Origin of the sequence: Tardiphaga sp. (assembly GCF_025356345.1) — a bacterium.
GTDB lineage: Bacteria > Pseudomonadota > Alphaproteobacteria > Rhizobiales > Xanthobacteraceae > Tardiphaga.
Genome location: NZ_JANXTC010000272.1, coordinates 1 through 22166, shown reverse-complemented (window position 1 = coordinate 22166; position 22166 = coordinate 1). Strand labels below are relative to the sequence as shown.

Below are 22166 nucleotides of genomic sequence, written 5' to 3'. Positions count from 1 at the left end.
CGAGGGCGCAGCCCGCGCCCCGGAACGACAGTATTTTGCTACACCCTGCCCTTCAGTGCCTCGCCGATCTCGTCAAAGACCTTGGCATCCTCGATGGTCGCCGGCATCGCCCATTCGTCGCCATCGGCGATCTTCTTGATGGTACCGCGCAGGATTTTTCCGGAGCGCGTCTTGGGCAGCCGACCGACGGTGATCGCCAGCTTGAATGCGGCGACCGGGCCGAGCCGTTGCCGTACCAGCGCCACCACTTCCTTTTCGATCTCGGCAGGGCTCTTGGTGACGCCGGCCTTCAGCACCAGGAAACCGCACGGCACCTCCCCCTTGATGGCGTCCCTGACACCCAGTACCGCGCATTCGGCGACATCGGGATGGCTGGCGAGAATCTCCTCCATGCCGCCGGTGGAGAGCCGGTGCCCGGCGACGTTGATGATGTCGTCGGTGCGCCCCATCACAAAGACGTAGCCATCCTCGTCGATATAGCCGGCGTCTGCGGTCTTGTAGTAGCCGGGGAATTCGTCGAAATAGGCTTGCTTGCAGCGCTCGTCCTGCTGCCACAGCGTCGGCAGGCAGCCCGGCGGCATCGGCAGCTTGATGACCAGCGATCCCATGGTGCCGGCGGGCAATGGCTTCGCGGCCTCGTCAACGACCTCGATCCGGTAGCCCGGCATCGGCACCGTCGGTGATCCGTGCTTGACCGGCAACTGGCCGAGGCCCACCGGATTGCCGGCGATGCACCAGCCGGTCTCGGTCTGCCACCAATGGTCGATCACCGGTACCCGCAATTGCTGTTCCGCCCACGCCACCGTCGGCGGATCGGCGCGCTCGCCGGCGAGAAACAGCGTGCGCAGTTTCGACAGGTCGTAGGCGCCGAGCAGTTTTCCTTCCGGGTCTTCCTTGCGGATGGCACGCAGCGCGGTCGGCGCGGTGAAGAAGGCGACCGCCTGGTGTTCGGCGATCACACGCCAGAATGCGCCGGCATCGGGCGTGCCGACCGGCTTGCCCTCATACATGATCGAGGTCGCGCCATGCAGCAGTGGCGCATAGATGATGTAGCTGTGGCCGACCACCCAGCCGATATCGGAGCCACACCAGAACACTTCGCCCGGCTTGACGCCGTACAGATTCCACATCGACCATTTCAGCGCGACCAGATGGCCGCCATTGTCACGCACCACGCCCTTCGGCTTCCCGGTGGTCCCGGACGTATAGAGGATGTAGAGCGGATCGGTGGCCAGCACAGGCACGCAGGCCGCGGATTTCTTCGCCGCGATCGCCTTGCCGCGCAATTCGGCCCAGTCGTGGTCGCGACCCTGCACGAGATCGCAGCCATGCTGCGGGCGCCGCAGAATGACGCAGGCGTCCGGCTTGAAGCTGGACAACGCGATCGCCTCGTCGAGCAGCGGCTTGTAGTGCACGAGTCGGCCGGGCTCGAGCCCGCAGCTGGCCGAGAAGATCAGTTTCGGCTGGGCGTCCTCGATGCGTGTAGCGAGTTCCTTCGCTGCGAAGCCACCGAACACCACCGAATGCACCGCGCCGATCCGCGCGCAGGCCAGCATGGCGATCATCGCTTCCGGTACCATCGGCATATAGAGGATGACGCGGTCGCCCTTGCCGACACCCAGATCCTGCATGATGGCGCCCAGCACCTGCGTCTCGTGCAGCATTTTCGCATAGGTGAATTTCGTCACCGCACCCGCCAGCGGCGAATCGTGGATCAGCGCAAGCTGGTCGGCGCGTCCGTTCGCGACATGGCGATCGAGCGCGTTGTAGCAAGTATTGACGACCGCGCCGGCGAACCAGCGGCCATAGAGTCCCTGCGCGGGATCGAAGACCTTCGTTGCCGGCTCGATCCAGTCAATCGCCTGCGCCGCCTCGGCCCAGAAGCCTTCCGGGTCCTTGAGCGAGCGGGCGTGTACCTCGCGGTACCGGCTGCTGTTATGAACGGTCATGTTCGAGATCCTTGGCGTCGCTCCCGTCCCGGTCGTGGCGCCGGGCTTGATGGCACAGCCATTGTCACGGGATGCCCGCTCATTTCAAGGGCGGCTTTAGTCGGCCCTTGAGCGCCATATCGGCACCGATCTGTTCAAGCTCGCGCGCCAGCGCCCTGTTGTTGGCGCGGGCAACCTCATGCTGCGGGTTGAGGCGGAGCGCAGCGGTGAAATCGGCCACGGCGCGCGGCCGGTCACCCTTGCGGCGGTGAAGCTCGCCGCGGGCATTGAACAGGTCAGCGCCGGGATCGAGTTTCAGTGCGGCGTCGTCATCGGCGATGGCATGGTCGATCTGGTCGCGACGGGCAAAGGCCGCGGCGCGCGCCACCAGCGCTTTGGCGCGGTCCGCGTGCAACGTCTTGCCATTATCGATCAGCGCGCCGCAGCGGGCGATGACGCGGTCGTCGTCAGCCTCCGCGATGGCGGTGGCGCAGGGCGCAACATCGACGGCAGGCTCGGCGGCAGCGTCGTTGGTGGCCGCGGACACGGACATCGTCGACGCGAACAGCGCCGCGGCGGCGATGCCACGCCCGATCGATCGCGCTTGTCTCACTTCATCAAGCCCTTTTCCCGGTAATAGCGGATCGCGCCGGAGTGCAGCGGCACCGCGCAGGGATTTGCTGCGTTCGCGAGCTTGATCTCGCGGCCGGCGAGGTGCGCAATGGCCAGCTCGGGCAACGAGTCGAACACCATTTTCGTCATCTGATAGGCCAGTTCTTCGGAGACCGCGGAGCTCGTCACCAGATAGTTCATCACCGAAGCGGTCGGCACCGCTTTATCCTGGCCGATATAGGTGCCGGCGGGAATCACGGCCGCGGTGAAAGGCGCGCCCATTTTTCGCACGACCCGCTTTGGCACCGGCACCATGGTGATCTCGATGGCTTCGCTAAGTTCGCGCAGCGAGGCGACACCGGGCCCCGCCGATTGCACCGTGGCATCGAGCTGCTGTTTGATCATCAATTCGATCGACTCGGCGAAAGACTTGTCCAGCACCCGGCGCACGTCGAGCGGGCCGAGATCCGCGGCGACCAGAATGGCGCGGGCATTGAGCTCGGTGCCGGATCTGGCCGCGCCCACCGACAGCGTCTTGCCCTTGAGGCCGGCCAGCGTGCGGATGCCGCTCGCTTTGGTGGCGACGATCTGGACCAGGCTGGGATAGATCGCACCGATCACGCGCAACCGGTTCAGCCTGCCGGAGAAGCCGGCCTCGGCATTGCCGTTCCAGGCATCCTGCAGCGCGTCGCCAAGCGCGAAGCCGAGCTGAGCGTCGCCCTGCTGCAGCCGAGCCAGGTTCTCCACCGAGCCATCGGTGGTCTGCACCTGCACCTGGCTATCGGGAATATCGGCGTAGATCTTCGCGATGGTGACACCGAGCGGATAGTACACGCCGGACATGCCACCGGTCAGCACCGTGATCGGCTGCTGCGCCTGCGCGGACGACGCCAGCACAGCAATCATTCCCCATGCCGCTGCGACGCGCCGCGCGTTCACGTGCCTCTCCCCGGTTCAAGTTGCGGGCAACGTGGACAAGTGTGGCGGCCCGGTCAAGCCGCCGGCCGCCCACGACGAACCGGCGCGCGACGAAAGTTTCGGCGGCAAGCCCTTGCAACCGCCGGGCAAACCGGCATGAATGCGCGCACTGCAAAAAAATAACAGCCGGCCAACTCGGCGGCGGGACATTTCCCGGGGGGATCGATGGCGGACGAGAAATCCAACGAGAACGATGAAACCGTTGCGGTTTCCAACGAGGCACTCCTGAAGGCGGAAGCCTATATCGAGGCCGATGAGGGGGCGACCAATCGGCTGTTCGGCTGGGCCGGGAAAATTTCCACCGCGATCGCCGTGGTGATGAGCATTTTCCATTTGTATGCTGCCTACGCCATCGTGCCGACCCAGGAGCTGCGCTACATCCACGTCGCGTTCACGCTGGTGCTGAGCTTCCTGCTGTTCCCGCTGGCCACCAGATTCCGCAACCGGGTGCGCTGGTGGGACATCGTGCCGGGCATCGTCGCCGTCGGCACCATTTTCTATGCGCTATGGGGCGGCGATGACTTCACCGACCGCGCCACCGTGCCGGAGCACATGGATGTCGTGGTCGGCATCGTCTTCATCCTGCTGCTGCTGGAAGCTACCCGCCGTACCACCGGGCTGATCATGCCGGTGGTGTCGCTGTTCTTCGTTGCCTACGCCATGCTCGGGCCGCATCTGCCCGCGCCATGGACCCATCGCGGCTACGACCTGCCGCGGCTGGTCGGCCACCTTTTCATCACGCTGGAGGGCATTTTCGGCGTCGCGGTCGACGTCTCGGCGACGCTGATCATCCTGTTCACCATCTACGGCGCGTTCCTGGCGCAGTCCGGCGCCGGGAAATTCTTCATCGACTTCTCGCTGGCGCTGATGGGCAACAAGCCGAACGCCGCCGGCCGCACCGTGGTGCTGTCGTCGTTCCTGCTCGGCGGTCCGTCCGGCTCCGGCGTGGCGACCACGGTGATGATCGGAACCGTGGCCTATCCGATGCTGAAGAAGGCCGGATTTGAAAAAAATGCCGCGGGCGGACTGCTCGCCGCCGGCGGACTAGGTGCCATCCTGTCGCCGCCGGTGCTCGGCGCCGCGGCGTTCCTGATCGCCGAATTCCTCAAGATCAGCTATCTCGACGTGATCTGGATGGCGACCATCCCGACCTGCCTTTATTACCTGTCGTTGCTGATCATGGTGGAGATCGACGCCAAGCGTTTCGGCGCCCATGACGTCAACTTCAAGCCGGAGATGACCATCGGCCAGATGACGCGGCGCTACGGCTTCCACTTCATCTCGCTGATCGCGGTGGTGATCTTCATGCTGATCGGCTATTCGCCGTCGCTGTCGGTGTTCTATGCCACCGCCGTCACCTTTGCGCTGAGCTTCCTGCGCAGGGAAACCGCGCTGGTGCCGCGAAAACTGGTGAAGGCGCTGGCCGACGGCTCGATCGGCGCGCTCAACGCCGCCACCACCTGCGCCTGCGCCGGCATCGTGGTCGGCGTGGTGACGCTGACCGGGCTCGGACTGAAATTCTCCTCGATCGTGATCGCCTATGCCGGCGGCAGCCTGCTGCTGACGGCAATCTACACCGCGCTGATCGTCTGGGTGATCGGCCTCGCGGTCCCGGTCACGGCCTCCTACATCATCTGCGCGGTGATCGCCGCCCCGGCGCTGATCAAGCTCGGCGTGCCCGACTACGCCGCGCATATGTTCATCTTCTATTACGCCGTGCTGTCGGAGGTCTCGCCGCCGACCGCGCTGTCGCCGTTCGCGGCGGCGGCCATCACCGGCGGCGATCCGTACCGCACCACGCTGCAATCCTGGAAATATACGCTGCCGGCCTTCGTGATTCCGTTCGTGTTCGTGCTCGATCCGCAGGGCGTCGGCCTGCTGCTGGCGATCCCGAAGGGTGGCTCATGGATCGACATCGTCGAGATCACCATCAAGACCACATTCGGCGTGCTGGCGCTCGCCGCCGTCGCGCAGAACTGGGCGCTGCGACAAACCACCCCGCTCGAACGCGGCCTGCTTCTGCTATCAGGACTGCTGCTGGTGTTTCCCAGCCTGATCGAGGCCGTGCTCGAATCGATCACGGGGCGGGACCTCAGCTATACTTACGTGCCCGGCCTGATCATCGGCCTCGGCGTGCTGGCATGGCAGGCGAAAACGCGGGTGCAACCCTTGCCGGCGTGAGCTTGCACCGGACGGATCACGCAAGGACCTAAAAGGCCTCAACAAATGGACGCCGCGCTCAAGCGGCGCCAGCGCTCAGGGAGTAGACCGCGTGAAGTGGACGACCATCGGCATTGCCTTGCTCGGTTTCGCTTGCGTCAGCGGCGACGCCGCGGCGCAGGAAAAGACTATCGCCATCGCGACCGGCGGCACCGGCGGCATCTTCTATCCGTTGGGTGGTGGCCTCGCCAACATGCTGTCGCAGAAGCTTAACCACACCCAGGCCACAGCCGAAGTCACCGGCGGCAGCGTCGACAACATCAAGCTGCTGGAAAGCGGCCAGGCCGATCTCGGCTTCATGACCGGCGACGTCGCCGCCGACGCCATCAAGGGCGAGGCCAAGTTCAAGAAGCCGGTGCCGCTTCGCACCATTGTCACGATCTATTCCAGCCCGGTTCACGTCGTGACCATCGCCGGCACCGGCATCGAGAAATTCAGCGACCTCAAGGGCAAGCGCATCTCCAGCGGCGCGCCGGGCAGCGCCACGGAATCACAGACGTTTCGCCTGCTCGAAGCCGCCGGCCTCGACAAGGACCGTGACGTCAAGCGCGAGCGGCTGTCGGTGTCGGAATCGGTCAGCGCGCTCAAGGACCGCAAGATCGACGCTTTCTTCTGGGGTGGCGGCGTGCCGACGGGCGCGGTCACCGATCTCGCGGCGTCGCCCGGCGTCACCATCAAGCTGATCGACATCGACTACCTGCTGGAACCGATTGTCAGGAAATATGGCCAGATCTTCGCACCCAGCGTGATCAAGGCCGGCAGCTATCCCGGCCAGACCACCGACAGCAAGGGGTTCGCGGCATGGAACCAGGTGATGGCGACCGACCGGATGTCCGACGAGATGGCTTACGCCATCACCAAGGCAATTTTCGAGAACAAGGCCGACCTCGTCGCGGTTCACAAGGAAGCCATGAACATCAACCTGGCCAACCAGACGGCGGCGGAATCGCCGGCGCCCTACCACCCGGGCACGTTGAAATATCTCAAGGAAGCCGGCGCCAAACCATAAAGGATGCCGCCTATTCCGCTCCATTAGCCGACAACAGGGAGACAACCGATGCTCAAGACATTGCAGAAGAGGACAACTATCGCGGTGACCGTCATGGTCAGCCTGCTCACCGCCGGTGGCGCCATCGCGCAGCAGAAGACGATGGCGATCGGAACCGGCGGTACCGGCGGCGTGTACTTTCCGCTCGGTGGCGCCATTGCCAATGTGCTGTCGAAGTCGCTGCCAAATACCCAGGCAACCGCGGAAGTCACCGGCGGCTCGGTGGATAATCTGAAGCTGATCGCGTCGGGCCAGAGCGAACTGGGCTTCAGCATGGCAGACGCCGCGCTCGATGCGCTCAGCGGCCAGGACAAGTTCAAGAGCGGCAAGGTGCCGCTGCAGACGCTGCTGGTAGTCTATCCGAACCGCATGCATGTGGTGACGATCGACGGCACCGGCATCGACAAGATGTCCGACCTCAAGGGCAAGCGCGTCTCGACGGGGTCACCGGGCAGTGCCACCGAGGTGATGGCGTTTCGCGTGCTGGAAGCCGCCGGTCTCGACAAGGACAAGGACATGAAGCGCGAACGGCTCGGCGTGTCCGAATCCGTCAACGCCATCAAGGACCGCAAGATCGACGCCTTCCTGTGGGTCGGCGGCGTGCCGACCGCGGCGGTGACCGATCTCGCGGCGACACCGGGCGTGAAGATGAAGCTGATCGACCACAGCGACCTCGCTGACAAGATGAATGCCAAATATGGCAAGCTGTATTCACCTTCCAACATCAGCAAGAGCATCTATCCCGGCATGGACAAGGACAACGCCAATACCGAGGTCTGGAACCTGATCGTCACCGGCGACAAGATGAGCAATGACGACGCCTACAATATCGTCAAGACGCTGGTGGAGAAGAAGGCCGACATCGTCGCCGTGCACAAGGAGGCCGAGAGCTTTTCGCTCGACAACCAGATCCAGGAACGCTCACCGGTGCCCTTTCATCCCGGCGCGCTGAAATATTTCAAGGAAAAGGGCGTCGGAAAATAAGGCCAACCTCGCCGATACCCGGATGGATTGCCACTCCATCCGGGCCGGACTAGCTTTGGCATCGGACAGTTTGAATTCTCAGGCAATCCGGTGGCTGATCTCATTCGAAATGAGCGTTTGAAACTATTGGCCAACTGGCTGAATGCTGGTTCCATCGCCGTACTGGCTGGCAGCGTCATCGTTCCCGTTTCCACATACCTTTATAGCGCGGAGCAGAGATCATCGCTCCATGATTGGGGCATCTTCACCATTTGCATCTGCGTCGGCTTCTTTCTACCTTTGCTTGCGCAAGCTGTCCTGGGAGCTCTCGATGATGACCCATAGTTATGTTCTGGCCTTGGCGGCTCCGGTCATTGTGGCTCTCGGAATGTCCTTGACCGCTTGGTTCGTGGTGCACACGGCCGTAAATCGCAAGCCTCGTGACGCCAAGCACGCCTTTGTCGAAGCCCGTCGGCACCCCGCTGAGTGATCGCGCCGAGATTTTGGCGCATATAGACACCCCCCGAATCGCGCGCCCGCTGGATGCGCTGAATTTTTTTCTCGCCGATGTGCGCGACGGGCTCGGGCCCTACCTCGCGATCTACCTGCTTACCGTGCAGAAATGGGATGAAGCCAGCATCGGTATCGTGATGTCGGTGGCGGCCTTGGCTGGCATCATCGCGCAGACGCCCGCCGGTGCCCTGATCGACAAGACCACGGCCAAGCGCGCCGTCGTCATCGCCGCCGCCGTGATCGTCACGCTGGGCTCGATCGTGCTGCCGCTCTATCCCGGTTTCCTGTTCGTCGCGACCACGCAGGCACTGACCGGGGTGGCCGCCGCGGTATTCGCACCGGCGCTGGCGGCGATCACGCTGGGAATAGTCGGCCCGAAGGCCTTTGCGCGGCGGATCGGCCGCAACGAGGCCTTCAACCACGCCGGCAATGCGGTGGCGGCCACGCTGGCGGGCGGCTTCGCCTATTTCTTCGGACCCATCGTGGTGTTCTGGCTGATGGCGGCGATGGCCGTCGCCAGCATCTTCGCCACGCTGGCGGTACCGGGCGACGCGATCGACAACAATGTCGCGCGCGGACTGGACGGCGGCCCCCGCGACGGCGCGGATCGCGGCGTCCAGCCATCCGGATTCCAGGTCATGCTGACCAACCGGCCGCTCCTGGTATTCGCCGCCAGCACGGTGCTGTTCCATTTTGCCAATGCGGCGATGCTGCCGCTGGTCGGACAGAAGCTGGCGCTGGTCAACCGTGAACTCGGTACCACGCTGATGTCGGTCTGCATCGTCGCCGCGCAGCTGGTGATGGTGCCCGTCGCGGTGATTGTCGGGCGCACCGCCGATGTCTGGGGCCGCAAGCCAATCTTCGCCGTTGCGCTCGCGGTACTGGCGCTGCGCGGGCTGCTGTATCCGCTGTCGGACAATGCCTACTGGCTGGTCGGCGTGCAGACGCTCGACGGCGTCGGGGCTGGAATCTTCGGCGCGCTGTTTCCACTGGTGGTGGCCGACCTCACTCATGGCACCGGTCATTTCAATATCAGCCAGGGCGCCATTGCCACCGCCGCCGGACTGGGCGGCGCCCTGAGCACCGTAGTCGCCGGGCTGACCGTGGTAGCTGCCGGCTATCGCGCCGCCTTCCTGGTGCTGGCCGGCGTGGCCGGCATCGGACTGCTGCTGTTCCTCATCCTGATGCCGGAAACGCGACCGCGTGTCGCAGGCCTTGGCGCATCGGTACCAAAGGCTTAACGATGGTATTGCAATGCACTGGCAACCTTTGGTGCGACCGCGTACGATAGCCAACACGGATTCGACCACCGAGATGGAACGATCGGGAGAGGCCCAGTGCCCACGGCTTGCGCTGATGAATTGTTGAGAGTGGACCGATGTCACCCCCGTTCGCGACCACTCCCCTTCCATTCGTAATTGCCTGATCTCGATCCTCACCTGAATGACCCGGCGTGCAGGCTACGACCAAGCTTGCGCGTAGGCCTGACACCCCACAAAGGACTTCCGCCATGCCTTCCTCGATCCGCTTTCCGTCCCGCCGCGCCGTCATCCTTGGCGGCGCTGCCACGCTCGGCCTGCCGCTGCTGTCACGCCATGCCCGCGCCGCCGATGCCTGGCCGACCCGCCCGGTCAAGTTCGTCGTACCATTCGCCGCCGGCGGCACCACCGACATTCTGGCCCGCGTCGTGGCGGCGAAGGTCTCCGAGGAATTCGGCCAGCAGTTCATTGTCGAGAACAAGCCCGGTGCCGGCGGAAACATCGCCGCTGACTTCGTCGCCAAGGCGGATCCGGACGGCTACACCTTCCTGGTCGGCACCCCCGGCACGCATGCCATCAACAAATTCGTATTCAAGGCGATGGCCTATGATCCGCTGAAGGATCTCGCGCCGGTGATCATCATCGCCAAGGTGCCGAACCTGTTTTCGGTAACCAATTCGCTGCCGGTAAAGAACGTCGCTGAATTCATCGCGCTGGCCAAATCGAAGCCTGGCGAATTCTTCTACGGCACGCCGGGCCTGGGTTCGACAGCGCACGTCTCTACCGAACTGTTCAAATCGATGACTGGCATCGATATCGTGCACGTGCCCTACAAGGGCAGCGCACCGGCGCTGACCGACCTGATCGCCGGCCGCGTGCATCTGATGATCGACAACCTGCCGGCAGCCCAGACCTTCGCGGAATCCAATTCGATCCGCGCCATTGCCGTTTCGACCGCGACCCGCTGGCCGCTGATGCCGGAGATCCCGACCATCGCCGAGGCTGGCGTCCCCGGCTACGAGGCAGCGTCGTGGTTCACGATTGCCGCCCCGGCAAAGACCTCGAAGGACATGATCGACAAGCTCAATGCGAGCGTCGAGAAGTTCATCAAGTCGGAAGACGGCACCACGCGGCTGCGCAAGCTCGGCGCTGAGCCGACCGGCGGCTCACCGGAATCGATGCAGGCTTTCGTGATCTCTGAAACCGAAAAATGGGGCAAGGTTGCCCAGTTCGCCGGCATCAAACCGGAATAACATCTCCGCCATGCATCGATGGGCTGGTTCCACCGATGCATGGCGTGACGCCCAGCCGGCTGCGCCGGCCAACCACTTGCTGTCCACTGCAATCACCGGCGGCGGCGTGCCGCGCGTGCAGCCGCTGAATTATTCAATTGTTACGACTGTATTAACCCTGCCCGGACATTGCAGTGGGCAGCTTGAATCTCTCCATATTTGCGGCCTCCTCGGGTCGGTAGACCACTACCCAGAATCGGGAGTGGCTTATGCAGAATCAAGAATCGGCGCGAAGCGCGACATTCGGGCGTCGCAAGATCGCTCCGCGCGTCTGCATCATCGACAGCAAGCGGCATATCCGGAGCTTCCTCAATGAAGCTTTCGAAGATCTCGGTTTCGTTACCGGCGAATGTGACGACAGTCGCGACCTCGGCACCGTTCTCGACGACCTCGTCCCCGACCTGATCACGATCGGCCTGTCGGCGGGGGGAGTCGACGCGGCAGAGATCATGCACATGCTTGCCGCGCGCGAGTTCAATGGCAATGTGGTGTTCGTCGGAGCGAAAGATTCGATCCTGGCGTCGGCGTTGCGGCAGACGGCGAGCGAACTTGGCCTCGACTTGCTGCCCATGCTGCAGACACCGTTCGGCGCCACCCAGTTGCGCGATAGCTTCGCGACCCTGTTGCCGGCCGAACAGCCGCCAAGCCCGGCCGTCGACATCACCGAGGCGCTGCAATCGGGCTGGCTGGAACTCTGGTATCAGCGCAAGATCGATTCCCACAATCTGGTCCCGAGCGGCGCCGAGGCGGTGATGCGGATGCGGCATCCGACCTGGGGCATCGTCGAGCCGGCTGGTTTCATCGACACTGGACACGAAATGGACCGGCTTCCGCTGGCAGATTTCGTAATCGGCCGCGTGCTGCGCGATTGGCGTTATCTGCTGGAGCGTCAGGGGCCAGTCGACCTGTCGGTCAACCTGCCGGCCATTTTGCTGACCGATCCCGACACCGTGCAGGCCTTGTGCCAGCAGATGCCAGCGCATCCGGCGTTTGGCGGACTGCTGATCGAGATCGATGGCAGTGAGGCGATCCACCACCTCGATGCACTGCTCGATATCGCCCGGCGACTCGGTCTGCACAACATGGCGATCTCGATCGACAATCTTGGCACCGACTGGCCGGCCCTGATGAACGTCGATGGCTTTCCGTTCGCGGAATTGAAGGTCGACCGGCGCTTCGTTGCCGGTTGCGCCGACGACCGCCTGAAGCAAACCGTCTGTCGTAGCATCATCGAACTGGCCCGCGGTTACGGCGTACGGACGGTCGCCACCGGCGTCGAGACCCGCGCCGACCTGCTCGTCGCCCATGAAATCGGCTTCGACCTGGTGCAGGGCGCCCTGTTCGGCAAGCCGACCAGCCTCAAGAAATTCGCTCGCAGCGGGCTCGGGCGGCCGATGCCCGGGGAAGGTTAATCGAACTTCATGTCGATGCAGCGGCTCACATCGGAGCCCAGTCCCGAAGCGATGATGATGCAGCCGCGGACCTTTTGCTGGCTATTGTCGCTGGCCCATACGGCATAGCCGCCGGTGCCGAAGAAGGAGTTGGTATTCGGCGGCTCGGTTTCGGTGACATCGAACGAGTAACTCGAATCCGTGTCGAAAATCCGTGGCTTCTTCACGCAGCCGCCGTCTGTCTGGACGTTGATGATTTCTTTGGCGTCGCGGGTCATCGACAGGCTGACCGAGCAGCGGAAATAGTCCGAGGTCCTGACGTTGAAGAGATAAGCATAAGACCGGCAGGTCGCGGTGCTCAACTTGCCGGCGCTGAGGCCGCGGCCGCAGGAAATTCGCTGGTTGTTGCTGAGCTTGAAATCATCCGCCGCGGCCGCCGTCGCCGCGACTGCCAACATGCCGAAAACCAGACCAGCCATCATTCGCTTGCGCATCGACCATCCCCATCGCCTGCCCGTGGTGAGCCGGCTTGCCTGCCCCGCGAAGATAGTCGCGCCGTCCGGAAACACAAAGTCGCGATGCGACATATTGACGGATCGGCGACGTTCGTGATTTGTTCAAAACTCAGACTGTGCAAGACGCGCGGTACACAAACATAATTCGGAGATACCGGCGATGACCGCTCGCACCCTTAAATTGCTGTGTGCCGCCGTCGTGCTGGCCAGTTCGGCATTGGTCGCATCCGCCCAGGCACAATCACCCGTGCCGTGGGTGCTGGCACCGGACATGGGCTATGGCTACGACGCCAATGGCAAGTTACTGGCCTACAAGATGGGCACCAACAATGCCAAATTCCTGCTGAAGGGCGCCAGGAAGGTGCCGAAGAACACGCTGTTCTTCCTTGGCGAAAACGGCCAGCTCTACGTCCGCAGCGGCCCGTTTCTGGAAGATGACGGCAGGTTCAAGTTCGGTCCTGGTTGAGATCTGGCGATCCATGACATCGAAGGCCTCTCCCGCCGCCTTGGCAGAGGTGCTACAGAGCGCATCATCTTCTGATCAAGCTGAAAGTGCTCATGGCCGCCCTCCCCGTCTCGCCGCTCGCTCCCATCGATGTTCCTGAACTGCCGGCAATCGCCGGCGTGCGCCTTGCGACGGCTGCCGCCGGGATTCGCTATAAGGGCCGTACCGACGTGTTGCTGGCGGTGATGGACGAGGGCACGACCGCGGCCGGCGTGTTCACCAAGTCGAAGTGCCCATCGGCGCCGGTGGACTGGTGCCGCGCGATGCTGAAGGGCGGCGGATCTTCCAAGGCAGGTTTTGCCCGGGCGCTGGTGGTCAATTCCGGCAACGCCAATGCCTTCACCGGCAAGGTCGGCAAGGCCTCCACCAAACTGACCGGCGACATCGCCGCCAGAGCGGTGGGTTGCAAGTCCAGCGATGTCTTCCTCGCCTCCACCGGCGTGATCGGCGAGCCGCTCGATGCCAGCAAGTTCGATGGCGTGCTGGCGACGCTGGCAGACAGCGCCACGCCGGACGGCTGGATGGATGCCGCCCGCGCGATCATGACCACTGATACTTTTCCGAAGGTCGCCACCGCCACCGTAAAGCTCGGCAAGGCCAAGGTCACCATCAACGGCATCGCCAAGGGCTCCGGCATGATTGCGCCTGACATGGCAACGATGCTGGCGTTCGTGTTCACGGATGCGCCGATCTCCGCACCGGCACTGCAGGCGCTGCTGAAGGCCGGCGTTGCCGACACGTTCAACGCCATCACCGTCGATGGCGACACCTCGACCTCAGATACGCTGATGATGTTTGCCACCGGCGCCGCCGCCGCCCATGGCGCGCCGAAAATCACCAAGGCAAGCGACATCCGGCTGAAGCCCTTCGTGAAGGCGCTGCAGGGACTGCTCGCCGACCTCGCCGAACAGACCGCGCGCGACGGCGAAGGCGCGAGAAAACTAATCGAAATCCTCGTCGAGGGCGCCACCACCCAGGCGTCGGCGCGAAAGATCGCGATGTCGATCGCCAATTCGCCGCTGGTGAAGACCGCGGTCGGCGGCGAGGATGCCAATTGGGGCCGCGTCGTGATGGCGGTCGGCAAGGCCGGCGAGCCCGCCAACCGCGACAAGCTCTCGATCTCGTTCAACGGCATCCGCGTCGCCAAATCCGGCGCCCGCGATCCGTCCTATGACGAGGCGGAAGTGTCGAAGGCGATGAAGAACCCGAAGATCCAGATCAAGGTCGCGCTCGGCCTCGGCAAGGGCCGCGATCGCGTGCTGACCTGCGACCTCACCAAGGCCTATATCGCGATCAATGGCGACTACCGGTCGTGAAACTGGTTCTGGTGGTCGCCTGTGCGCTGGTCGATGCCGATGGCCGCGTGCTGATCGCGCAGCGGCCGGAAGGCAAGACGCTGGCCGGGCTGTGGGAATTTCCCGGCGGCAAGCTGGAGCCCGGCGAGCGGCCGGAGGCGGCGCTGATCCGCGAGTTGCATGAGGAGATCGGCATCACCGTGAAGGAAGCCTGTCTGGCGCCGCTGACCTTTGCCAGCCACGCCTACGAGGATTTTCACTTACTGATGCCGCTCTACATCTGCCGGCGCTGGGAAGGGCTTGCAGTGGCGCGCGAGGGCCAGAACCTGGCCTGGGTCCGCGCCAACAAATTGCGGGATTATCCAATGCCGGCCGCGGACATTCCGTTGATCCCGCATCTGACCGACCTGCTGTAGGCGCTATCATTCGTAGGCTGGGCAAAGCGAAGCGTGCCTACGTCCTGTAAAGCGCGCAGTACGGCATGGGCACGGCGCGAAGAGCGCCTTTGCCCACCCTACTTTCTATTTGGTCAGTCCCCGCACGGCGTCGGCCAGGCTCGCTTTCGCCGAGCCCGGCTTCAGCGGCTTCTGCTGGCTCTCATGTGGCGCCCAGCCGGACAGCCAGACGACCTCGAAAGTGGCGCGGATGCGACCGTCGGGATCGGCGAAGCGTTCGGCATAAATTTCCGCCATCCGCAACAGCGTGGCGCGACGCGACGGCGTGCGGCGGCGTTCCACCAGGATGTTGCTGGCGCCCATCTTCCGCAGATCCTGCATCAGCGCGAAGGCGTTATCGTAGCGCACCACGACGCGGTCGACGTCGGTGACCGGCAGGGCGAAACCCGCCCGCTGCAGCAGCGCGCCGATATCCCGCAAATCGGCGAACGGCGCGACGCGCGGCGAGATACCGGCCTCGCGTTCGGCCTCAGCGGCGGCAAAGCTCTGCCGCAATTCGGTGAGGGTATCACCGCCAAGCATCGCCGCCAGCAACAGCCCGTCCGGCCGCAGCGCGCGGCGGATCTGCGCCATCACACCCGGCAGGTCATTGACGAAATGCAGCGCCAGCGCGGAGACCACGAGATCGAGCGATTCCGGGGCGAGGCCAAGGCCGTCGCGTTCATGGTCGGGCACGGCGACGTGAGCCAGCATTCCGACACGCGCGGCGATGGCAGCGCGCAGACCGTTACCGGGCGTGGCGATATCGGCGGCCGCGGTAAAGCTGCGCAGCACCGCGTGCAGGCGCTCGTCCATTTCCTCGGCGACGCGATCCAGCAGGAAGGTCGCGGCGCCCTGCTTCGCCGCACGGGCCTGCCGCGCGCGCAGCAGCGCGCGGTCGAACAGGATCGGGGCGGAAGGAGGGTTTGGAGCCATGCGGCTTGGTACGCCAGTTTGGCGTGGTCTAGCAATCGCAAGCGCGGTCTCGTTTACCGGACGCGCCGCGGCATCTTCATGCCGCCGCGCGGAACCGGGATCCCGGTGTCTTTCCGAGCAGGAACCGGGGCCCCTGATCTGCGAAGCAACGCTTCGTATTGCATCGCGTCCGGGGAACGCGAAGCCTTGAGAGTCACGGGTACCGGCGCTAACTTCAATCATGGACGCAGAAGTCGCCCCCTCCCGGCCCCTCACTGCGCCGCTTCGTGGCGCGCTGCGACTCTGCACGACGGTCTGGACCCACGCTTCGCGGCTCGCCCTCGACATCGCGCTGCCGACCTTGTGTGTCGCCTGCCGCGAGCCGGTGGCGGGCGAGGGCGTCTGCGCGGCCTGCTGGGCCAAACTGTCCTTCATCGCGCCACCATTCTGCCCCCGGCTCGGGATTCCCTTTGTCTACGACCCTGGCCCCGGCATCCTGTCGATGCAGGCGATCGCCGATCCGCCGGCCTATCAGCGGGCACGGGCGGCGGTGCGCTATGACGACGTCGCCCGCACGCTGGTGCATCAGCTGAAATACCATGACCGCACCGACCTCGCGCCGGTGATGGGGCGCTGGATGGCGCGGGCCGGACAGGACCTGCTGGACGACGCCGACCTGCTGGTACCGGTTCCGCTGCACTGGCGCCGTGGATTTTCCCGCCGATTCAACCAGTCCGGCGCGCTGGCGCGCTCGATCAGCCGGCACAGCGGCGTCGCCGTCGCGCGGGACGCGCTGCGCCGGATCCGCCCGACTGAGCACCAGATCGGACTGTCGCGCTCGGAACGGGCGACCAATGTGCAGGGTGCCTTCCAAGTGGCGACCGAGCGCCGCGCCGAGATCCAGGGCCGACGGGTGATCCTGGTCGATGACGTGCTGACCTCGGGGGCCACGGCGGACGCCTGCGCCCGGGCATTGCTGCGCGCCAGGGCTGCCCAGGTCGGCCTGCTGGTGTTCGCGCGGGTTGTGGAGGCGCACAGGTCTCCCATATAATCGGGGACCTCTCCTCACATGGAGCGCCCTGAATGGCCGCCGCGATCGAAATCTACACCCGTCCCGGCTGCGGCTATTGCAGCGCTGCGATCTCGCTGTTGCAGCGCAAGAAGGCGGCTTTCACCCATTTCGATGTGGCGACCGACCCCAATTTGCGCCAGCAGATGTTCGATCGTACGGAGCCCGGCGCCACCTTTCCGCAAATCTTCATCGACGGCGCCCATATCGGCGGCTGCGATGACCTCTACGCGCTCGACCGCGAAGGCAAACTGGACGGCATGATCGCAGCGGAAAAGGCCATCTCATGAACCACGTTCCGACCTTTACCGCCGCGATGGTGCAGATGCGCACCGGCCTGCTGCCGGAGCCAAGCCTGGAACAGGGGCGCCATCTGATCCGCGAGGCGGCGCTGGCCGGCGCGCATTACGTGCAAACCCCCGAAGTCAGCAACATGATGCAGCTCAACCGCGCCGCTCTGTTCGAGCATCTGCGCCCCGAGGAAGACGATGCGTCGCTGAAGGCCTATCGCGAACTGGCGGCGGAACTGAAGATCTATTTGCATGTCGGCTCATTGGCCGTATTGGCGACTCCGGACCGCGCCGCCAACCGCGGCTTTCTGATCGGGCCGGACGGCCAGGTACTGGCCAGCTACGACAAGATCCACATGTTCGACATCGATCTGCCCAACGGAGAGAGCTATCGCGAAAGCGCCAACTACCAGCCCGGCGAAACCGCCGTGATCTCCGACCTGCCATGGGGCCGGATCGGACTGACGATCTGCTACGATGTGCGCTTTCCGGCGCTATACCGCGCGCTGGCGGAGAGTGGCGCGGTATTCCTCACCGTGCCTTCGGCGTTCACGCAGAAGACCGGCGAGGCGCACTGGCACACGCTGCTGCGCGCCCGCGCGATCGAGAACGGCTGCTTCGTATTCGCCGCCGCGCAAGGCGGCGTGCACGAAAACAAGCGCTCGACCTATGGCCATTCGCTGATCATCGATCCCTGGGGCAAGGTGCTGGCTGAGGCCACCGGCACCGAACCGGGCTTCATCCTGGCGGAGATCGATCCCGCCAGAGTGACGGAGGCGCGCGCCAGCGTGCCTTCCTTGCAGCATGGTCGCCGTTTCAGCATCGCTGATGCCAAGGCCGGCCCGGACTATCTGCACCTCGTCCGTGAAGCGACATGATCCGCTACAATTTGCGCTGCGACCGCGGCCATGGCTTCGAGAGCTGGTTCCAGAACTCGTCGGCCTATGACTCGCAGGTCAGGCGCAAGCTGGTGAGCTGCCCGAATTGCGGTTCAGCCAAGGTCGAAAAGGCCATCATGGCGCCACAGATCGGCAAGAGAGGCCGCGCACCAATCGCCGCCGAGCCCGTTGCCGCGGCGTCAGCCTCGACCGAGGTGACGACCGCCACTTCGACGCCGCTGATGATGGCGCAAGAAGCCGAGCTGCGCGCCAAGATCAAGGAATTGCGCGACCACGTGACCAGGAACGCCGACAATGTCGGCGAGAAATTTCCCGATGAAGCGCGGAAAATGCATTACGGCGATATCGAACATCGCCCGATCTATGGCGAGGCCTCGGTGGACGAAGCCCGCTCTCTGATCGATGAAGGCATCGAGGTCAGCCCGTTGCCAATGCTGCCGGGCGACCGCAACTGAGTTCGGCGCGCACGGCTGTGGCGTCCTGGCAGGACTGTTTCGCCGCGTTCGCCATGGCGAGCCAATCGAAAGACCATCATGAGCTCTGACACATTATGGTCCTGGCAGAGCTGGGCGTTGCTGTCAGCGGTGTTCGCGGCGCTGACGGCGATCTTCGCCAAGATCGGCGTGTCCGACATCGATTCCGATCTCGCCACCTTCATCCGCACCATCGTGGTGCTGATCAGCCTGACGGCGATCCTGTTTGCCGCCGGCAAGTTCACCGCGGCGGGACCTATCTCGAGCAAGACCTGGATCTTCCTGGTGCTGTCCGGCCTCGGCACCGGGGCGTCGTGGCTGTGCTATTTTCGCGCGCTGAAACTTGGCCCCGCCGCGCTTGTGGCACCGATCGACAAGCTCAGCGTCGTGCTGGTGGCGCTGTTCGCCTTCACCTTCCTGGGCGAGCGGCCGTCGCTGAACGGCTGGATCGGGATCGCACTGATCGCTGCTGGCGCCGTGCTGATCGTGTTCAAGGCCTGAGCGACGGCGAAGCATCGCGTCCGGAGCACGACAGCATCAGCGTTAGTAGAGCGGCATCGGCCACATCACTCCGCCGGCTGAGCGTGAGCCACTTCGTCGGAGATCTCCGGCTTCTTCTTGTCGCCCGCCAGCTTCCGCACCAGAACGAACAGCACCGGCACAAAGAAGATTCCCAGCGCCGTCGCCGCGATCATGCCGCCGGCAACGCCGATGCCGATGGCGTTCTGGCTGGCCGAGCCGGCGCCGGTCGCCAGCGCCAGCGGCAACACACCGAGCACAAAGGCCAGCGATGTCATCAGGATCGGCCGCAGCCGCTGCTTGGCGGCGTGCAATGTGGCCTCGACCAGCGACTTGCCAGCCGCCTGCTGCTCGAGCGCGAACTCCACGATCAGGATCGCGTTCTTCGCCGACAGGCCGATCGTCGTCAGCAACCCGACCTGGAAGTAGACGTCGTTGGCCTGGCCGAACAATGTCGCCGCCGTCAGCGCACCTAAAATTCCGATCGGTACGGCGAGCATCACCGCGAACGGCACCGACCAGCTTTCATACAGCGCCGCCAGACTGAGAAACACGATCAGCATCGAGATCGAATACAGAAACAGCGTCTGGCTGCCGGACAGCCGTTCCTGGAACGACAATCCCGTCCATTCATGGGCGTAGCCCGCCGGCAATTTTTTCATCTGCTCGTCGACGGCGTTCATCGCCACGCCGGAGCTGATGCCGGGCGCCGCCTGGCCCTGCAACTGGACCGCCGGGGCGCCATTGTAGCGCTCCAGCCGTGGCGAGCCAAACGTCCAGCGGTCGCTGGAGAAGGCGCTGAATGGCACCATCGATCCGTCCTTGTTGCGGACGAACCAGTCACCGATCTGGGCGACGCTCATGCGGAACGGGGCATCACCCTGCACATAGACCTGCTTGACGCGGCCGCGGTCAATGAAGTCGTTGACATAGGCCCCGCCCCAGGCCGCCGACAGCGTGCCATTAAGGTCGCTGAGATCGATGCCAAGCGCTGTCGCCTTGGGCTGGTCGATATCGAGGTTGAACTGCGGCGTGTCGTCCTGACCGTTCGCCCGTGTGCTGGCCAGCCGTTTATCGCCAGCCATCAAGCCGAGCAGCTGGTCGCGCGTCTTCATCAACTCTTCATGTCCAGCGGCCGAGACATCCTGCAGATAGACGTCGAAGCCACTGGAATTGCCGAAGCCGGGTACCGAGGGCGGCAACAGCGCGAAAACCTGGGCGTCGCGGATTTTGCCGAAGGCCTCCATGGCGCGCGCCAACACCGATTGCGCAGACAGGTCAGGGTCATTGCGCTCTGCGAACGGTTTAAGGCTGACGAAAGCCAGTCCGACATTCTGGCCCTGGCCGGCGAAGCTGAAGCCGCGCACCGCGAACACGCCCTGCACGGCGTCCTTGTTGTCGACCAGATAGGTCTTCTCGACCTGCTCAATGACATCCTGCGTCCGCCCCGCGGTCGCGCCAACCGGCAACTGGATCACGGTCATGATCGTCCCCTGATCCTCATCCGGCAGGAACGAGCTTGGCAGCCGGTAGAACAGGAAGGCCACGCCCAACACGACCGCCAGGAAGGCGAGCAGCGCCCGCTTCGGCCGCTTGACGATGCCGCCCGCCGCGTTCTGGTAGCCATGCGAAGTGCGGTCGAAGCCGCGGTTAAACCAGCCGAACGGGCCGGTGTTGGCGGCGGGTCCATGGCTCTGCTTCAGCAACGTAACGCACAGAGCCGGCGTCAGCACCAGCGCGACCAGCACCGATAACACCATCGCGGTGATGATGGTCACCGCGAACTGCCGGTAGATGATGCCGACCGAGCCGCCGAAGAAGGCCATTGGGATGAACACCGCGGAGAGCACGACACCGATTCCGACCAGCGCGCCGGTGATCTCATGCATCGACTTCTCGGTCGCTTCCCTTGGCGAGAGCCCCTCCTCGGCCATCACGCGCTCGACGTTCTCGACCACCACGATCGCATCGTCGACCAGCAGGCCGATCGCCAGGACCATCGCGAACATCGTAAGCGTGTTGATCGAGTAGCCGGCCACGGACAATACCGCGAACGTGCCGAGCAGCACCACGGGTACGGCGATGGTTGGAATGATGGTGGCACGCCAGCTCTGCAGGAACACATACATCACGAGGAACACCAGCACGATCGCTTCGATCAGGGTGTGAATCACCTTCTCAATCGATAGTTTGACGAAGGGCGTGGTGTCATAGGGATAGACGACCTCGAGGCCCTGCGGCATGGTCGGCCGCAATTGCTCGATCTTGGCGCGCACGGCTTCCGCGGTCGACACCGCGTTGGCGCCGGTGGCCAGGCTGATGCCGACGCCCGCGGCGGGCTTGCCGTTGTAGCGGGCGACCGCATCATAGGACTTCGAGCCGAGTTCGACGCGCGCAACATCGCTGATGCGAACCACCGAGCCGGATGGATTGGTGCGCAGGATGATGTCCCTGAACTGCTCGGGTGTCTGCAGCCGGCTCTGCGAGGAGACCGTGGCATTGAGCTGCTGGCCGTCGACGGCCGGCAAGCCACCGAGCTGCCCCGCCGTGACCTGGGTGTTCTGCGCCTGGATCGCCGCGGTGACGTCGCTTGGCATCATGTTGTATTTGGCGAGCTCGGCCGGGTTGAGCCAGATGCGCATCGCATATTCTGCCCCGAACACCCGGACCTGGCCGACGCCGGGGGTCCGGCTGATCGGATCGTTGACGGTGCTGGCGACATAGTCGGAGATGTCGCTGGCGGTCAGCGAACCGTCCTGCGAAACAAAACCCATCACCATCAGGAAGCTGGAAGACGACTTGGTGACCCTCAGCCCCTGCTGCTGTACCACTTGCGGCAACAACGGCTGCGCGAGTTGCAGCTTGTTCTGCACCTGGACCTGCGCGATATCCGGATCGGCTTCGCTGCTGAAGGTCAGCGTGATAGCCACGGTGCCGGTCGAGGTCGACGTCGCCGACATGTATTGCAGGAAGTCGATGCCGGTCATGTTCTGCTCGATGACCTTCGTCACCGAATTCTCGGCCGTCTGGGCATCGGCGCCGGGATAG

General features: G+C 64.1%; 21 protein-coding genes. 15 read left to right on the top strand and 6 right to left on the bottom strand.

The window, feature by feature from the left end:
- Window positions 1–38: 38 nt before the first annotated feature.
- The 3 genes from Q0S16_RS16845 to Q0S16_RS16835 form a co-directional block, all read right to left on the bottom strand.
- Window positions 39–1949, bottom strand: a complete 1911-nt coding sequence (locus Q0S16_RS16845) for a propionyl-CoA synthetase (RefSeq protein WP_295850267.1) — start codon at window positions 1947–1949, stop codon at window positions 39–41.
- 79 nt (window positions 1950–2028) lie between these two features.
- A complete protein-coding gene (locus Q0S16_RS16840) occupies window positions 2029–2541 on the bottom strand; it encodes a tetratricopeptide repeat protein (RefSeq protein ID WP_295850265.1) in 513 nt (170 codons plus the stop codon).
- Window positions 2538–3479, bottom strand: a complete 942-nt coding sequence (locus Q0S16_RS16835; RefSeq protein WP_295850261.1) for a TAXI family TRAP transporter solute-binding subunit — start codon at window positions 3477–3479, stop codon at window positions 2538–2540. Before Q0S16_RS16835 ends, Q0S16_RS16840 begins: the two co-directional genes overlap by 4 nt.
- A 204-nt stretch (window positions 3480–3683) precedes the next feature.
- On the opposite strand from Q0S16_RS16835, the gene Q0S16_RS16830 reads away from it, so the two are divergent.
- The 7 genes from Q0S16_RS16830 (at window position 3684) to Q0S16_RS16800 (ending at window position 12225) form a co-directional block, all read left to right on the top strand.
- A complete protein-coding gene (locus Q0S16_RS16830) occupies window positions 3684–5699 on the top strand; it encodes a TRAP transporter fused permease subunit (RefSeq protein WP_295850259.1) in 2016 nt (671 codons plus the stop codon).
- A gap of 91 nt (window positions 5700–5790) precedes the next feature.
- On the top strand, window positions 5791–6747 hold the full coding sequence (locus Q0S16_RS16825; RefSeq protein WP_295850257.1) for a TAXI family TRAP transporter solute-binding subunit: 957 nt from the start codon (window positions 5791–5793) through the stop codon (window positions 6745–6747).
- A gap of 48 nt (window positions 6748–6795) precedes the next feature.
- Window positions 6796–7770, top strand: a complete 975-nt coding sequence (locus tag Q0S16_RS16820) for a TAXI family TRAP transporter solute-binding subunit (protein ID WP_295850255.1) — start codon at window positions 6796–6798, stop codon at window positions 7768–7770.
- A 90-nt stretch (window positions 7771–7860) separates the two neighbouring features.
- Window positions 7861–8094: a hypothetical protein gene (locus Q0S16_RS16815; RefSeq protein WP_295850253.1), complete on the top strand. Its 234-nt coding sequence runs from the start codon at window positions 7861–7863 to the stop codon at window positions 8092–8094.
- A gap of 158 nt (window positions 8095–8252) precedes the next feature.
- Window positions 8253–9503: an MFS transporter gene (locus Q0S16_RS16810; protein WP_295850270.1), complete on the top strand. Its 1251-nt coding sequence runs from the start codon at window positions 8253–8255 to the stop codon at window positions 9501–9503.
- A 269-nt stretch (window positions 9504–9772) separates the two neighbouring features.
- The gene (locus Q0S16_RS16805; protein ID WP_295850251.1) at window positions 9773–10774 is read left to right on the top strand and encodes a tripartite tricarboxylate transporter substrate binding protein; all 1002 of its coding nucleotides are present in this window, start codon (window positions 9773–9775) and stop codon (window positions 10772–10774) included.
- A gap of 248 nt (window positions 10775–11022) precedes the next feature.
- Window positions 11023–12225: an EAL domain-containing response regulator gene (locus Q0S16_RS16800; protein ID WP_295850249.1), complete on the top strand. Its 1203-nt coding sequence runs from the start codon at window positions 11023–11025 to the stop codon at window positions 12223–12225.
- Here the strand turns inward: Q0S16_RS16800 and Q0S16_RS16795 are convergent.
- Complete coding sequence (locus tag Q0S16_RS16795) at window positions 12222–12686, bottom strand: hypothetical protein (protein ID WP_295850268.1); 465 nt, start codon at window positions 12684–12686, stop codon at window positions 12222–12224. The genes Q0S16_RS16800 and Q0S16_RS16795 overlap by 4 nt on opposite strands.
- 193 nt (window positions 12687–12879) lie before the next feature.
- Here Q0S16_RS16795 and Q0S16_RS16790 point away from each other — a divergent pair, with 193 nt between their 5' ends.
- The 3 genes from Q0S16_RS16790 (at window position 12880) to Q0S16_RS16780 (ending at window position 14935) form a co-directional block, all read left to right on the top strand.
- Window positions 12880–13185, top strand: coding sequence for a hypothetical protein (locus Q0S16_RS16790; RefSeq protein WP_295850247.1), 306 nt, complete (start codon window positions 12880–12882; stop codon window positions 13183–13185).
- A 92-nt stretch (window positions 13186–13277) separates the two neighbouring features.
- Window positions 13278–14540 (top strand): bifunctional glutamate N-acetyltransferase/amino-acid acetyltransferase ArgJ, encoded by a 1263-nt coding sequence (gene argJ / locus Q0S16_RS16785; protein ID WP_295850244.1) that lies wholly within the window; start codon window positions 13278–13280, stop codon window positions 14538–14540.
- On the top strand, window positions 14537–14935 hold the full coding sequence (locus tag Q0S16_RS16780; RefSeq protein ID WP_295850242.1) for a (deoxy)nucleoside triphosphate pyrophosphohydrolase: 399 nt from the start codon (window positions 14537–14539) through the stop codon (window positions 14933–14935). Before argJ ends, Q0S16_RS16780 begins: the two co-directional genes overlap by 4 nt.
- 105 nt (window positions 14936–15040) lie before the next feature.
- Here the strand turns inward: Q0S16_RS16780 and Q0S16_RS16775 are convergent, their stop codons facing one another.
- Entirely contained in the window at window positions 15041–15889 is an 849-nt protein-coding gene (locus Q0S16_RS16775) for a methyltransferase domain-containing protein (protein ID WP_295850241.1), read from the bottom strand.
- Window positions 15890–16109: 220 nt separating this feature from the next.
- Here Q0S16_RS16775 and Q0S16_RS16770 point away from each other — a divergent pair, with 220 nt between their 5' ends.
- The 5 genes from Q0S16_RS16770 (at window position 16110) to Q0S16_RS16750 (ending at window position 19100) form a co-directional block, all read left to right on the top strand.
- A complete protein-coding gene (locus Q0S16_RS16770) occupies window positions 16110–16919 on the top strand; it encodes a ComF family protein (protein ID WP_295850239.1) in 810 nt (269 codons plus the stop codon).
- Between the two features lie 32 nt (window positions 16920–16951).
- Complete coding sequence (gene grxC, locus Q0S16_RS16765; RefSeq protein WP_295850237.1) at window positions 16952–17227, top strand: glutaredoxin 3; 276 nt, start codon at window positions 16952–16954, stop codon at window positions 17225–17227.
- The gene (locus Q0S16_RS16760) at window positions 17224–18105 is read left to right on the top strand and encodes a carbon-nitrogen hydrolase family protein (protein WP_295850235.1); all 882 of its coding nucleotides are present in this window, start codon (window positions 17224–17226) and stop codon (window positions 18103–18105) included. The genes grxC and Q0S16_RS16760 overlap by 4 nt, the downstream gene beginning before the upstream one ends.
- A complete protein-coding gene (locus Q0S16_RS16755) occupies window positions 18102–18581 on the top strand; it encodes a DUF1178 family protein (protein WP_295850233.1) in 480 nt (159 codons plus the stop codon). Before Q0S16_RS16760 ends, Q0S16_RS16755 begins: the two co-directional genes overlap by 4 nt.
- Window positions 18582–18659: 78 nt before the next feature.
- Complete coding sequence (locus Q0S16_RS16750) at window positions 18660–19100, top strand: EamA family transporter (RefSeq protein WP_295850232.1); 441 nt, start codon at window positions 18660–18662, stop codon at window positions 19098–19100.
- 65 nt (window positions 19101–19165) lie between these two features.
- Here the strand turns inward: Q0S16_RS16750 and Q0S16_RS16745 are convergent.
- On the bottom strand, window positions 19166–22166 hold a 3001-nt coding region (locus Q0S16_RS16745), incomplete at its 5' end, for an efflux RND transporter permease subunit (protein WP_295850230.1).

Coding starts and splice junctions, on each gene's coding strand:
- Q0S16_RS16845 (WP_295850267.1), bottom strand. CDS start 1,949: ATGACCGTTCATAACAGCAGCCGGTACCGCGAGGTACACGCCCGCTCG.
- Q0S16_RS16830 (WP_295850259.1), top strand. CDS start 3,684: ATGGCGGACGAGAAATCCAACGAGAACGATGAAACCGTTGCGGTTTCC.
- Q0S16_RS16820 (WP_295850255.1), top strand. CDS start 6,796: ATGCTCAAGACATTGCAGAAGAGGACAACTATCGCGGTGACCGTCATG.
- Q0S16_RS16805 (WP_295850251.1), top strand. CDS start 9,773: ATGCCTTCCTCGATCCGCTTTCCGTCCCGCCGCGCCGTCATCCTTGGC.
- Q0S16_RS16800 (WP_295850249.1), top strand. CDS start 11,023: ATGCAGAATCAAGAATCGGCGCGAAGCGCGACATTCGGGCGTCGCAAG.
- Q0S16_RS16795 (WP_295850268.1), bottom strand. CDS start 12,686: ATGATGGCTGGTCTGGTTTTCGGCATGTTGGCAGTCGCGGCGACGGCG.
- Q0S16_RS16790 (WP_295850247.1), top strand. CDS start 12,880: ATGACCGCTCGCACCCTTAAATTGCTGTGTGCCGCCGTCGTGCTGGCC.
- argJ (WP_295850244.1), top strand. CDS start 13,278: ATGGCCGCCCTCCCCGTCTCGCCGCTCGCTCCCATCGATGTTCCTGAA.
- Q0S16_RS16775 (WP_295850241.1), bottom strand. CDS start 15,889: ATGGCTCCAAACCCTCCTTCCGCCCCGATCCTGTTCGACCGCGCGCTG.
- Q0S16_RS16770 (WP_295850239.1), top strand. CDS start 16,110: ATGGACGCAGAAGTCGCCCCCTCCCGGCCCCTCACTGCGCCGCTTCGT.
- grxC (WP_295850237.1), top strand. CDS start 16,952: ATGGCCGCCGCGATCGAAATCTACACCCGTCCCGGCTGCGGCTATTGC.
- Q0S16_RS16760 (WP_295850235.1), top strand. CDS start 17,224: ATGAACCACGTTCCGACCTTTACCGCCGCGATGGTGCAGATGCGCACC.
- Q0S16_RS16755 (WP_295850233.1), top strand. CDS start 18,102: ATGATCCGCTACAATTTGCGCTGCGACCGCGGCCATGGCTTCGAGAGC.
- Q0S16_RS16750 (WP_295850232.1), top strand. CDS start 18,660: ATGAGCTCTGACACATTATGGTCCTGGCAGAGCTGGGCGTTGCTGTCA.